General features: G+C 46.7%; 1 protein-coding gene. It reads left to right on the top strand.

Annotated elements, in window-relative coordinates; genetic code table 11:
* Positions 1–30: 30 nt before the first annotated feature.
* Positions 31–16,119 carry a non-ribosomal peptide synthetase gene (locus V7728_RS10070; protein ID WP_099566774.1) on the top strand — a complete coding sequence of 5,363 codons (16,089 nt, stop codon included), beginning with the start codon at positions 31–33 and terminating at the stop codon, positions 16,117–16,119.
* Positions 16,120–16,190 lie beyond the last annotated feature (71 nt).

Below are 16,190 nucleotides of genomic sequence, written 5' to 3'. Positions count from 1 at the left end.
TCTTTAAAATATATAAAATGAGGTGCTCCAATGTCGGTATTTAAAACTCAAGAAACGTACTGGGAAAACCTGTTTGATGAAGAAGACGGCCTAAGCGCATTCCCTTACTTTAAAGCAGCGGATAAAGCGTCGTTGGCCCGTACCGGCTACCAGGAAAAATGCATCTGCCGTTCCTTATCTCCGGAAGTATCTCAAAGAATCATGACAATGGCGAATCATTCCGATATGGCGGCCTATCTGATTTTATTGGCGGGTATTGAATGCTTGTTGTATAAATATACGGATCGAACGAGCCTGATTCTTGGCATTCCAACGGTATCGAAGCAAAAAGCCGGCCAGTCAGCCGTTAACAACATTGTCCTCTTAAAAAATACGCTTTCAAACGAGAGCACATTTAAAACCGTATTCGGGCAGCTGAAAGAAGCCGTTAATGATTCTCTGAAAAATCAAAACCTGCCGTTTAGAAAAATGGTCCGGCATCTGAGCGTGCAATACAATGACGAGCATATGCCTTTGATTCATACCGTCGTTTCGCTTAACGAAATTCATTCCATGCAATGTAAAGAAGATACTGCAACCGATACGCTGTTTCACTTTGATTTGGAGAACAACGGGATACATTTGAAGCTTTTTTATAACGGCAATCTGTACGATGAGCGCTATATCAATCAAATTGTATCCCATTTGGATCAGCTGCTGTCTGTGATCCTGTTTCAGCCTCAAGCCGCGATCCATACGGCAGAGATCTTACCGGAAGCGGAAAAACAGAAGCTATTGTTTGATTTTAACGACACCGTCAGAGATTTCTCCGGGAGCAGAACAGTCTATCAATTATTTGAAGAGCAGGCGGAAAGAACACCTGAGCATGCGGCCGTCAAGTTTAAAAACGACCATTTGACGTACAGGGAACTGAATGAGAAGGCGAGCCGTTTGGCAAGAACATTGCGTAATTGCGGGGTTCAACCCGATACGTTAGTCGCCATTCTCGCTGATCGTTCATTAGAGATGATCGTATCCATTATAGCTGTTTGGAAGGCAGGGGGCGCTTATGTGCCCCTGGATCCTGAATATCCAAAAGAGCGGCTTCAATATTTGCTTCATGATGCGGATGCAGACGTTCTCCTTGTTCAGCATCATTTAAAAAACAGCCTCGCCTTTGACGGCCCGGTGATTGATTTGAATGATGAAACATCATACCATGCCGATTGCTCATTGTTATCACCAGTAGCGGGACACAGCCATTTAGCCTATGTCATTTATACGTCGGGTACAACAGGAAAGCCGAAAGGGGTCATGGTTGAACACGGCGGCATTGTGAACTCGCTTCAGTGGAAGAAGGCGTTTTTTAGGCATTCTCCGGCGGATCGCGTACTTGTCTTGTACCCGTATGTTTTTGATGCGTTCATTTTAAATTTCTTCGGCCCGCTCATCTCAGGAGCAACTTTGCACCTTCTGCCTAATGAAGAGAATAAAGAAACTTTCGCCATTCAAAATGCCATAAAACAAGAAAGAATTACCCATTTTTCAACTTCTCCCCGTCTTCTGAAAACGATGATCGAACAGATGAACAGAGAGGATTTCATCCATGTTCAGCATGTTGTTGTAGGCGGTGAGCAGCTGGAAGCAGATACAGTTGAGAAGCTGCATTCTCTGCAGCCTCGCATTCGGATCAATAATGAATACGGACCGACAGAAAACAGCGTGGTATCTACATTTCACCCTGTTCAGTCCGCTGATGAACAGATCACAATCGGCAGCCCGGTGGCCAACCATCAAGCTTATATTTTAGGAGCGCACCATCAAATCCAGCCGATCGGCGTACCGGGAGAGCTGTATGTCGGAGGAGCGGGAGTGGCCCGCGGCTACCTCAATCGGCCTGAATTGACGGAGGAAAAATTTGTGGAGCATCTGCATGTCCCTGGTCAAAAGATGTATAAAACGGGGGATCTCGCCAGATGGCTGCCGGATGGAAGAATCGAATATTTAGGGCGGATTGATCATCAAGTGAAAATTCGCGGCTACCGGATTGAGATCGGCGAGGTAGAGGCAGCCATGTTCAATCTGGAAAACGTTCGTGAGGCCGCAGTCGTCGCGCGGGAAGACGCAGACGGGGCCAAACAATTGTATGCCTATTATGTCGGCGAGCCTTCTTTGACCGCTGCGCAGTTCAGAGAAGAATTATCCCGGGAACTGCCGAATTATATGATTCCCTCCCGCTTTATCCCTTTGGAACGCATTCCGCTCACTTCCAATGGGAAGATTGATCTGAAAGCTTTGCCTGCTGCTGACGAAAATACGCGGGCGGAAAACGAATACATAGCCCCGCGGAACACAATAGAAGAACTGCTGGCGTCTATCTGGCAAGAAGTATTAGGGGCAGAACGTATAGGAATTTTGGATAATTTCTTTGATTTTGGCGGAGATTCGATTAAATCAATTCAGGTGTCATCCAGATTGTATCAAGCCGGATACAAGATTGATATGAAGCATTTGTTTAAACACCCCTCGATTGCTGAACTTAGTCAGTTTGTAGCACCGGTCAGCAGAGTGGCTGATCAAGGAGAAGTGAATGGCGGAACCAAGCTGACCCCGATACAGCATTGGTTTTTTGAGCAAAAAATGCCGCATGCACACCATTACAATCAGGCCGTCATGTTATATTCGGCGGAAGGCTTTAAAGAGGGCCCGCTTCGCCGGACGATGGAACGGATCGCGTCGCATCACGATGCCTTGAGGATGATTTTTGAAAAAACGCCGGATGGATACGCTCCGCGAATTACAGGAACAGATGAAAGTGAACTATTCCATCTGGAAGTGATGAATTATAAAGGGGAAACCAATCCGGCTCAAGCGATTGCCGATAAAGCGAATGAGATTCAAAGCAGCATGGTATTAGACAAAGGGCCATTGATGAAGCTCGGTTTGTTCCAATGTCCGGACGGAGATCATTTGCTGATTGCAATTCATCATTTGCTGATTGACGGTGTATCCTGGCGTATTTTGCTCGAAGATTTTGCAAGCGGTTATGAGCAGGCAGAACGCGGACAAACGATCCAGCTCCCGCAAAAAACAGACTCGTTTCCATCCTGGGCCGATCAATTGTCCAAATATGCGGCGGAAACCGATATGGAAGAGGAGATTGCGTATTGGACTGAGCTTTCAAGTATAAAGCCTCAGCCATTGCCTAAGGACACTCTCAGCGAAGGAGCGTTATTAAGAGACAGCGAAGAAGTGACGATTCAATGGACAAAAGAGGAAACGGAGCAATTATTAAAACAAGCGAACCGCGCCTACAACACGGATATCAACGATCTGCTGCTGACTTCGTTAGGGCTGGCTGTTCACAAGTGGACAGGCACGGAAGAGATTGTCGTGAATTTGGAAGGCCACGGGAGAGAACCGATTATTCCGGATGCTGACATTTCCCGCACGATAGGATGGTTCACAAGCCAGTACCCTGTCGTCCTGAGGATGGAAGCCGGAAAAAACCTGTCGCAGCGGATCAAGATCGTAAAAGAAGGGCTGCGCCGTATCCCTGACAAAGGAATGAATTACAGCATCATCAAATATATTTCCGGGCACTCGGAAGCCGACAGCCTGCAGCTGAATCCGGAGATATCGTTTAATTATTTGGGACAATTTGACCAAGACCTGAAGCATCAGGCTTTGCGAATCTCGCCTTTTTCCACAGGGTTATCAATGAACGAAAACCAAGAGAGAACGGCCGTGCTTGACTTGAACGGCATGATTGCCGAAGGGACATTATCACTGACTCTGAGCTACAGCAGCAAACAATACGAAAGATCTACTATGGCGCAATTTGCCCGGGGGTTGAAAGAAAGTCTGCAAGAAGTCATTGCACATTGCGTAAGCCGGCAGCAGACTTCTCTCACACCAAGTGACATCCTGTTAAAAGACATCTCAATCGACGAACTGGAACAGCTTTTGGAGCAGACGCGTGAATTAGGCGAAGCGGAAAATATTTATCCATTAACGCCGATGCAGAAGGGCATGCTGTTTCACAGCTTATTTGATCCGAATTCAGGTGCTTATTTTCAGCAAACGATGTTTGATCTGCATGGAGATCTGGAAATTGATTCATTTTCAAAAAGCTTGGACGGCTTATCGCAAAAATATGATATTTTCCGCACGAATTTTTACAGAGGCTGGAAGGATCAGCCGCTCCAAATCATATTCAAAACGAAAAAAATCGGTTTTCAATTCAATGACTTACGAGAGGTGAAGGAATCACAAAAAGAAGCGATGATTCAGCAGTATGCCAGAGAAGATAAGATGCGGGGGTTCGACTTAGAAAAAGGCGCGTTAATGCGGTTATTCATCCTTCGTACGGATGAAAAAACATACCGTTTTATCTGGAGTTTCCACCATATTTTGATGGACGGCTGGTGTCTGCCGCTGATTACAAAAGAAATTTTCGAGAATTACTTTGCTTTGCTTCAGCAAAAGCAGCCTGAACAATCGTCAATTACTCCGTACAGTCAATATATTGAATGGCTCGGCCGGCAAGATGCGAAAGAGGCCACGGCTTATTGGGATCAGTACTTGGAGGGATATGAGGAGCAAACCGGCCTTCCTAAGGATCACCATGCAGCGGAAGACGGACGATACGTTCCTGAAAAAGTGACGTGTGACATAAGCTCCGATCTCACTTCGAAAATGAAGCGGACGGCAGGCAAGCATCATGTCACGCTGAACACGCTGCTGCAGACGGCATGGGCGGTTTTGCTGCAGAAATATAACCGCAGCCGGGACGTTGTGTTTGGAAGTGTTGTATCCGGAAGACCTGCTGGAATTCCAAACGTGGAAACCATGATCGGCTTATTCATTAACACCATTCCCGTCCGGTTCCGATGTGAAGCCGGGACAACGTTTGCTGAGCTTATGAAAGAGGCGCAGGAAAGGGCTGTAGCGTCTCAACAATTTGAGACGCACCCGCTGTACGATATTCAAGCGCGTACAACGCAAAAGCAAGATTTAATTACACATTTAATGATATTCGAAAATTATCCGGTTGATCAGTATATGGAAAGTATAGGCCGCCAAAACGGAACATCCATCACGATTTCCAACGTACAAATGGAAGAACAGACCAACTACGATTTTAATTTGACCGTTATACCGGGCGACGAGATGAACATCTCTTTTGAATACAATGCAAATGTGTATGATCGGGCAAGCATAGAGCGGGTTCGGGAACATTTCATGCAAATCCTGCATCAAGTCGTGACAGATGCGGATATCCGGGTGGATCAAGCGGAATTGTTAACGGAAGGCGAAAGAAGAACCCTTCTGCAGACGCTTAACGACACGGCCGCGCCGTTTCCGCAGACGCCGGTTCATCAATTATTTGAAGAGCAATCGCAGCGTACGCCCGATCAAGCAGCCGTCATTGATAAGGACAGGCAGCTCACGTACGGAGAGCTCAATAAGCGGGCCAACCGCCTGGCGCGAACGTTAAGAGCGAAAGGAGTGCAGGCGGATCAGCCTGTAGCCATCATCACAAGAAACAGCATCGAATCGGTGGTCGGAATCCTTGCCGTTTTAAAATCAGGCGGAGCCTATGTCCCTATAGATCCGGAATATCCGCAAGACCGCATCCGGTATATGCTGGATGACTCCCAAGCCGGAATCGTTTTAATGCAGCGGGACGTCAGGAAACAGCTTGCCTATGAAGGCGTCACGGTTTTACTTGATGATGAAAGTTCTTATCACCAAGATGGCTCTGACCTTGCTCCGATAAATGATGCGAGCCATTTGGCATATGTCATTTATACGTCAGGTTCCACAGGCCGGCCAAAAGGCGTACTAATCGAGCACCGAGGCTTGACCAATTATATTTGGTGGGCGAAAGAGGTTTATGTAAAAGGCGAGAAAGCCAACTTCCCATTGTATTCGTCAATTTCTTTTGATCTGACGGTGACTTCTATTTTCACGCCGCTTGTCACAGGAAATGCAATCATCGTCTATGACGGAGAGGATAAAACAGCTCTGCTTGAATCGATTGTGCGGGACCCGAGGGTGGATATCATTAAATTGACCCCGGCCCATTTGCAGGTTTTGAAAGAAATGAACATTGCCGATCAAACGGCTGTCAGAAGAATGATTGTGGGCGGGGAAAACTTAAGCACCCGGTTAGCCCGCAGCATTCATGAACAGTTCGAAGGCCGGATTGAAATATGCAATGAGTACGGACCGACGGAAACCGTTGTCGGCTGCATGATTTACCGTTATGATCCCGCAAAGGACAGGCGGGAATCAGTACCGATCGGAACCGCTGCGGCAAACACGAGCATTTACGTTCTTGATGAGAATATGAAACCCGCGCCGATCGGTGTCCCGGGAGAAATCTATATCAGCGGCGCCGGTGTGGCAAGAGGATATTTGAACCGTCCCGAATTAACGGCAGAGAAATTTGTCGATGACCCGTTTGAACCCGGAGCGAAGATGTATAAGACCGGAGATTTGGCGAAGTGGCTGGCGGACGGAAACATTGAATATGCGGGCAGAATAGATGAACAAGTGAAAATCAGAGGCTATCGTATCGAATTAGGCGAGATCGAGGCGGCACTGCTTCAAGAAGAAGCGATCAAGGAAGCTGTCGTTACAGCCAGAGAGGATGTCCACGGGTTTAAACAATTGTGTGCATATTACGTGAGCGGCGGGCAAACAACGGCAGCACGTCTCCGGAAACAATTGTCTCATACCCTTGCAAGTTATATGGTTCCGGCTTATTTTATTGAGCTTGATGAAATGCCTTTAACTTCTAACGGAAAAATAAACAGAAAAGGGCTGCCGGCTCCGAATTTCGAGCTGCAGGACAGAGCAGAGTATAAAGCTCCCCGAACAAAAGCTGAAGAAATATTAGTTTCTGCCTGGGAATCGGTATTAGGCGCTGAAAACGTCAGTATTCTTGATAATTTCTTCGATCTTGGCGGAGATTCCATTAAATCCATTCAAGTATCCTCCAGATTAAATCAGCAAGGATACAAAATGGAAATCAAAGACTTGTTTCAATATGCAACAATTGCAGAATTGAGTCCGCATATCAAGCAGAATCTGCGTATAGCCGATCAAGGTGAGGTCAAAGGAAAAGTCAGCCTGACTCCTATTCAGCATTGGTTTTTCGAACAAACAACAACAGATCAGCATTATTACAATCAAGCCGTCATGCTGCATGCGCCGGAAGGTTTTCAGGAAACGCAGCTTCGTCAAACCCTGCAAAAGCTTGCTGAACATCACGATGCGCTCCGCATGACGTTCCGGACTACGGAAAATGGCTGTGAGGCACAGAATGAAGAAATCGCCCAAAGCGGGCTGTACCGCTTAGAAGTCCTGAATCTGAAAGAAGATCCCGATCCGGGGCGTACAATTGAAGCCAAGGCTGATGAGATACAAAGCAGTATGCGTTTAAGTGATGGGCCGTTAATGAAAGCCGGGTTGTTTCAATGCGCAAATGGAGATCATCTGCTCATTGCCATCCATCATTTGCTGATTGACGGAGTATCCTGGCGTATTTTACTCGAAGATTTTGCAAGCGGATATGAGCAGGCAGAACGCGGACAAACGATCCAGTTCCCGCAAAAAACAGACTCTTTCCAATTATGGGCTAAGAGACTGTCAGAATATGCGCAAAGTGAAACCATAAAACAAGAACAGGAATATTGGACAAAGATCGAACAAACCGAAGTCAAACCGCTGCCTAAAGATTTTCATGAAACCCATACAACTGCAAAAGACAGTGAAACAGCAGCTGTGGAATGGACGAAAGAGGAAACGGAGCTCTTATTAAAACAAGCGAATCGCGCTTATCACACGGAAATAAACGATTTGCTTTTAACTTCTCTGGGTCTTTCCATATCGCATTGGTCAGGACTGGAACAAATTCCGATTCATTTAGAGGGACACGGCCGAGAACAGATTATACAAGATATAGATATCTCCCGCACGGTCGGGTGGTTTACAAGTCTGTATCCGGTTGTGCTGCACGCGCAGCCGGGCAAAGAAATCTCTGATTATATCAAGACGACCAAAGAAGGATTGCGTCAAATTCCGCATAAAGGGATCGGATATGGAATAGCGAGGTACTTAAGCGGCGGAATGCCATCGAAACTAAATCCCGAGATCAGCTTTAACTACCTTGGACAGTTTGACCAAGATTTACAGCAGCATGGGGTCCAGTTATCTTCTTATTCATGCGGTTCAGACTCAAGCGGAAATCAAGAAAGACCGTATGTATTGAATATAAACGGAATGATCACCGAGGGCCTGCTGAAGCTTACGATCAGCTACAGCAGCAAACAGTACGCAAAAGAAACGATCATGCGGTTATCGGAAACGATTCAAAGCCGCCTGCGGACCATCATTACGCATTGCGTTCATAAAGAACAATCGGAACTGACGCCAAGCGATATTTTGTTAAAAGGCATATCCATTGGCGAATTGGATCAGCTCCTCATTCAACTGCCGCATGCAGGTGAGGTTGAAAACGTGTATCCGCTCACTCCGATGCAGAAAGGAATGCTCTTCCACAGCCTGTTGGACGAGGCCTCAAGTTCTTATTTTGAACAAGCATCGTTCGATTTGCAGGGAGAGTTAAAGATTGATTGGTTTAAAGCAAGCCTTGAACGATTATTTGAAACATACGCCGTGCTCAGAACCCGTTTTTACAGCGGCTGGAACGATACTCCTTTACAAATTGTCTATAAAACGCAAACACCGCAAATTCATTTTGCAGATTTGCGTGATAGAGAGGAGCACCTGAGAGAGGATGCAATCGCAGCCTATCAAAGAGAAGATAAGGCAAAAGGATTTGACTTGGCTCGGGATCCGCTGATGCGCATAGCGATTTTCCGGATGGAAGACCGCAAATATCATTTGATTTGGAGCTTCCATCATATTGTGATGGATGGCTGGTGCCTGTCTCTTATCACGAAGGAAGTGTTTGATCATTATAGCGCCTTACAGGAAGGCAGGGAACCAGAACCGCTATCGGCAGTTCCTTACAGCGACTATATCGAGTGGCTTGACCGCCAAGATCAGGGAGCGGCAAAGCGGTACTGGAGCGGGTATCTTGAAGGATATAAAGGTGAAACCACGCTTCTTCATAAAATAGCGCAGCATGAACAAAAAGAATACGCTTATGCCAATTTGATCTGCCGATTTGATCACGAACAGACAAAACAATTACAGCAGATCGCAAATCAGCATCAGGTTACGTTAAATACGTTGATCCAAACGTTATGGGGAGTATTATTACAGAAATACAGCGGGTCCGCAGACGTTGTCTTCGGCAGTGTCGTGTCGGGAAGGCCGGCGGAAATTCCTGATGTGGAACAGATGATCGGCCTGTTCATCAATACGATTCCGGTTCGCATCCGCTGCGATGAGGACAGCACTTTTGCTGATACGATGCAAATGGTTCAACAAAACGCGCTGGCTTCCCAATCGTACGATACCTATCCTTTATACGAAATTCAGGCCCAAACGGAACAAAAGCAAAACTTAATTGATCATATCATGATCTTTGAAAATTATCCGATAGGGCAGCAAGCCGAAGAGACGGGACATCATGGTACGGAGCTGAACATTACGAATTTTCATATGCAGGAACACTCCCACTATGATTTGAATGTGGTTGTCATACCTGGCAAACAGCTGGCCGTTCATTTCGGTTTTAATGAAAACGAATATGAAAAATCAGAAGTGGAGCGGCTCCGAGGTCATTTTGAAAAACTCATGCAGCAAGTATTGCGGCAGCCGTCTGTCAAAATAGAAGATTTGGAGCTTCTCTCTCAGCAAGAAAAAGAATATCTGCTCAGCCGCTTTCAGTCTAATGACATGCATTACCCGCGTGAAAAAACGATTCATGAGTTGTTCGAGGAACAGGCGCATCGTACTCCGGACAATACAGCGGTTGTATTCGAGGGTAAACAATTCACCTACGAAGAACTGAACCGGCGTGCCAATCAGCTTGCTCGAACCTTGCAGGCAAAAGGAGTGCAGGCGGATCAGCTTGTCGGCATTATGACTGAACGCTCGCTTGAGATGGTTGTAGGCATCTTGGGAGTTTTAAAAGCGGGCGGTGCATATTTGCCGATAGATCCTGATTCTCCGTCTGAACGCATCCGTTATATTTTAAATGATTCAAGCATCAGCGTATTGCTTTACTGCGGGAAGCTGCAGGATGACATCGGCTTCTCAGGAACATGTATCGATCTCATGGAGGAACATTTCTATCACGAAAAAGACAGCAGTCTTGCACTCTCTTATCAGTCCAGTCAACTGGCCTATGCCATTTATACTTCCGGCACGACAGGCAAGCCTAAAGGCACGTTAATTGAACATCGCCAGGTCATCCACCTGATAGAAGGGCTGAGCCGCCAAGTATACTCTGCCTATGATGCGGAGCTGAATATAGCCATGCTCGCTCCATATTATTTCGATGCTTCTGTTCAGCAAATGTATGCTTCCTTGCTGTCAGGCCATACCTTGTTTATTGTTCCGAAAGAGATAGTGTCAGACGGTGCTGCCTTATGCCGTTACTATCGGCAGCATTCGATTGACATCACTGACGGAACACCTGCCCACTTAAAGCTTTTGATAGCTGCAGGTGATTTGCAGGGAGTCACGCTTCAGCATCTTTTAATCGGAGGAGAGGCTCTTTCCAAAACGACGGTAAATAAGCTCAAGCAATTATTCGGCGAGCATGGCGCTGCGCCTGGGATTACTAATGTATATGGGCCTACGGAGACTTGCGTAGACGCGTCTCTGTTCAACATTGAATGTTCTTCCGATGCTTGGGCACGCAGCCAAAACTATGTCCCTATAGGCAAGCCGTTAGGCAGAAACCGAATGTACATTCTTGATTCAAAAAAACGGCTGCAGCCGAAGGGCGTCCAAGGCGAGCTGTATATTGCAGGGGACGGTGTCGGGCGGGGTTACTTGAACCTGCCGGAACTGACGGACGAAAAATTTGTTGCCGATCCGTTTGTACCGGAGGACCGAATGTACAGAACCGGTGATCTGGCCCGCCTTCTGCCGGATGGAAATATTGAATATATCGGCCGGATTGATCATCAGGTGAAAATTCAAGGTTTTCGGATTGAACTCGGTGAAATCGAATCGGTGATGCTGAACGTTCCTGATATTCAAGAAGCCGCCGCAGCTGCCCTTAAAGATGCAGATGATGAATATTACTTGTGCGGATACTTTGCAGCAGATAAGACAATACAGATCAGTGAACTTCGCGAAAGAATGGCCCGGCATTTACCCGGATATATGATCCCCGCTCATTTTGTGCAGCTGGATAAGATGCCGCTGACGCCAAACGGGAAGTTGAATCGCCAGTTATTGCCGGCTCCGGTCAAAAAGCGTGACAGCGGCATAGAGTACGTCCCGCCGCAAACTTCGGCAGAAATCCAGCTGACAGCAATTTGGGAGGATGTCCTTGGACTAGAGCAGTTGGGGATCAGAGATCACTTTTTTGAGATCGGCGGACACTCCCTGCGGGCAACGGCGCTGATTGCAAAAATACAAAAGCAAATGCATGTCCAAATTCCTTTGCGGGACGTCTTCCGTTTCCCAACCATTGAACAGCTCGCACGGACGATCACGAAGACGGAGCTGACCGGGTATGCCGCGATTCCTGCAATTGAAAAAAGACCTTATTATCCGGTATCCTCAGCACAAAAACGGTTGTACATCCTGAATCACTTGGAAGGCGGAGAACTCAGTTACAACATGCTGGGACTGATGACTGTGGAAGGAAAGCTTGATCGTGACAAGCTGCAGCAAGCCTTCCGCACGCTGATTTTGCGCCATGAATCTTTGCGCACCGGTTTTAAAATGGCTGACGGAGAACCTGTTCAGTATGTCTTGGATCACGCGGCGTTTGAAGCAGAGTGGTACCAAGGGGAAGAAGATGATGCGGACCTTTATATCCGCCAATTTATTCGTCCTTTTCACCTGGATGAGCCGCCGCTGCTTCGCGTAGGGCTGATTGAACTTCAACCTGACCGCGGAATTCTGATGTTTGATATGCACCACATTATTTCTGACGGAACATCCATGAGCGTATTGATCAAAGAATTTATCCGGATTTATGAAGGAGAGACATTACCGCCCCTGCGCATCCAGTACAAGGACTACGCGGTATGGCAGACCGGCGAAGCGAGATTACAGCAGATTCAAAAACAAGAAGCCTATTGGTTAGAGCTGTACAGCGGCGACGTTCCTGTCCTTCATCTGCCGGCCGATTATATCCGGCCGTCGGCACGGGATTTTGCGGGAGCCACAATGCATTTTACGCTTGATAAGCAAAAAAGCGACGGATTAAAGCAGCTGGCATCCCAAACTGAATCGACTTTATATATGGTGCTCCTTGCGTCTTATACATTATTGCTTTCAAAATACAGCGGCCAGGAAGACATTATTGTCGGCAGTCCTATAGCGGGAAGACCGCACGCCGATTTGGAACCGATTATCGGAATGTTTGTCAATACATTGGCGATGAGAAATTACCCTGAAAAAGGGAAGACGTTCTCTCAGTATCTGTCCGAAGTGAAGGAGAATGCATTAAAAGCTTATGAACATCAGGATTATCCGTTCGAAGCGCTGATCGATCAACTGAATATCGCCAGAGACTTGAGCCGCAATCCATTGTTTGACACCATGTTTGTGCTTCAAAACACGGAGCAGGAACAGTTAGAGATAAATGACGTCACTTTCAAACCATATCCAAACGGACATACGATGGCGAAATTTGATCTAACTTTAACTGCTGTGGAAGAAGGGGCGGGTATTCAGTTCACGCTGGAATACTTGACGGCTCTGTTTAAACCGGAAACGATCGAACGGATGATGGGGCATTTTGAACAGCTGGTTGATTCGATTATTAAACAGCCTGAGGCCGAGCTGGCTCGTTTAAATATGATGACCAAGGAAGAGGAAAGAGACATTCAGCAACTCTTTAACGATACTGCAGTTGCGGAAAAACGAATTCCGACAACGATTCATCAGCTTTTTGAGCAGCAGGCTGAGCGTAACCCGGATCATGAAGCCGTCATGTTTGGAAATCAGACGCTGACTTATCGTCAGCTGAATGAACGTTCCAATCAGCTGGCGCGCGTTCTTCAAGATAAGGGTGCCTGCACTGATCAGGTTGTTGCCGTTCTCACGGATCGCTCAGCACATATGATCATCGGCATTTTAGCCATATTAAAGGCCGGCGCAGCATTTCTCCCTATCGATCCGGAGCTTCCCGAAAAACGGCGGGCTTTTATGCTAAAAGACAGCGGTGCCGATGTGCTTTTGACTTGTGCAGGTCACGCTATTCCGCCGCTCTTTGAAGGAGAAGTGCTTCTGCTTGATGATCCGTTACTATATCAAGGCAGAACAGACAATCTTAATCTTTCCTGCTCGGAAAATGATTTAATGTATGTTATTTACACGTCAGGCACAACAGGGCAGCCGAAAGGCGTTCAGCTGGAGCACAAGACGATGACGAATCTGCTCGCTTATGAGCAGGATCATACGCAGCTTCGCTTTGACAGAGTGCTGCAATTTGCCGCAATGAGCTTTGATGTCTGCTATCAAGAAATGTTCTCCGCGCTTTCAAGCGGAGGAACACTCTTTATCATCGGCAATGAGGCAAAACGTGACATACGGCAGCTCAATGATTTTGTCAGAACGCACGGGATACAAACAGCATTTCTCCCGACAGCGTTCCTTAAGCTCCTTGCCTCAGAGAAACACTATTTCGAACCGTTTGCCGAGTGCGTGGATCACATCATCGCTGCGGGAGAACAGCTCATCGCAACAAGGATGCTGCGTGACATGCTGGCACGACACCAAGTCACATTGCATAATCATTACGGTCCGTCGGAGACGCATGTTGTGACCATGTATACCGTCGATCCTGATACAGATCAGGAGCTTCAGCCGATCGGAAAACCGATTTCAAATACGGAGATTTTCATTTTGAATGAAGCCGGAACGCTTCAGCCTGTCGGAATCGTCGGTGAACTTTGTATTTCAGGAGTGAGCCTGGCCAGAGGCTATCATAACAGGGAGTCTTTGACGCTCGAAACTTTTGTTCCGCACCCATATGACTCGAATCAACGGATGTATAAAACAGGCGATCTGGCTCGTTACCTTCCCGAGGGAAACATTGAATATGCGGGAAGGAGGGACCATCAAGTCAAAATCCGCGGTTATCGGGTTGAACTCGGTGAGGTGGAAGCCGCTCTTCTCAAGCACGTACAGGAAGCAGTTGTCCTAGCAAAAGAAAATACCGATGGCCAAAGCGATTTGTATGCCTATTTTACAGCAGAGCAATCACTCTCGATCAGTCAGCTTAAAGAAAAACTTGCTGGCCAAATACCGGGATATATGATCCCTTCATACTTCATCCAGCTGGAGAAACTGCCGCTAACCGGCAATGGAAAAGTAAATCGAAGAGCATTACCGATGCCTGAAGCAGGTTTGCAAACGGGGACTGACTACGTTGCTCCGCGGACGAATATGGAAGAGCAGCTGATATGCATCTGGCAAGACGTTTTGAAGGTAAAAGAAATAGGTGTAAAAGATAACTTTTTCGATTTGGGCGGCCACTCGTTGCGGGGGATGACGCTCATCGCCAAAATTCATAAGCAATTCAGCAAAAACATTTCATTAAGAGAAGTCTTTCAATGTCCGACAGTTGAAGAAATGGCACAAGCTATTGCAGAAGCTGAAACCAACGGACCGGACTATATTCCGAAAGCCAAAGCAAAAGATGTCTATCCCGTATCGTCCGTGCAGAAGATGGTTTACCTGTCAACACAAATAGAAGGCGGAGAACTGAGCTACAATATGCCGGGAATTCTTACATTAGAAGGAAAACTCGACATGAATCGCTTGCAAACCGCTTTCCAAAGACTGATCCAGCGCCATGAATCGCTGCGTACCGGTTTTGAAATGGTCCGCGGAGAACCGGTGCAGATGATCAAATCGCAAGTGGAGTTTTCGATGGAAAGATACAAAGCAACAGCCGACGAGGTTGAGGAATGTTTCCGGACCTTCGTGCGGCCGTTCGATCTCAGCCAAGCTCCATTACTCAGGGCCGGACTCATCGAGTTAGAACAAGACCTGCATATTTTCATGTTTGACATGCACCACATTATCACGGACGGCGCCTCCATGAATATTTTTGTCGAAGAACTGATTCAATTGTATGACGGCAAAGAGTTAGCTCCGCTCCGTATTCAGTACAAAGACTTTACGGAATGGAAACATCAAAAAGAACAAAGAGAACGAATCAAGAGCCAGGAAGAGTATTGGCTTGGTGTATTTCATGAAGAGCTCCCGTCATTCGAGCTGCCGAAAGATTTTGCGAGACCGCCGGTTAGAAGCTTTGATGGGAAAAGGCACAATTTTACGCTCGATAAGACTGTCACCCAAGGGATAAAGCAGCTGGAAGAATTGACCGGAACGACCGCTTACATGATTCTATTCTCGGCCTATTCCATACTGCTGGCAAAATACAGCGGTCAGGATGATATCGTTGTCGGTACACCTATTGCAGGGAGACCGCATGCGGATTTGGAACCCATTATCGGAATGTTTGTCAATACATTAGCCATCCGCACCGCTCCGATGGCGGAAAAGACATTTTTGGATTATATAACGGAAACGAAAGAAACCATGCTGAAGGCTTTTGAACATCAAGAGTATCCTTTTGAAGAATTAGTTGAAAAACTGGGTGTGAAACGGGACTTAAGCCGCAATCCATTGTTTGATACGATGTTTGTCCTGCAAAATACCGAACAAACAGATATTGAAGTGGACTCTCTCGCAGTCAGGCCTTATGAACAAACAGAGACGGCAGCCAAGTTTGATTTACAGCTGAACTTCTTAATAGACCAAGATGAGATTCAGGGCAGTTTTGATTACTGTACGAAACTGTTTAAAAAGAAAACCATTGCTGTATTGGCCAAGGATTACGTCATGATCCTTTCGGCGATTATGAGAAACCCATCCATTCCTTTAAAAGACATTCAATTAAGCGAAAAAGTAAACAAAAGTAAACATCTCGCAAGCACAATCGAATTGGATTTCTAATCACAGGGGCAGTGGCTGTCCCGGCATGAATGCCGCGGCTGCCGCCAGTCGCCTGAAAACAGGAATGAAAC

Origin of the sequence: Bacillus sp. JHAA (genome assembly GCF_036961585.1) — a bacterium.
In the GTDB taxonomy this organism is placed as follows: domain Bacteria; phylum Bacillota; class Bacilli; order Bacillales; family Bacillaceae; genus Bacillus; species Bacillus velezensis.
Note: the sequence above shows the minus strand (reverse complement) of the source record. Positions and strands in the feature narration are given on the sequence as shown.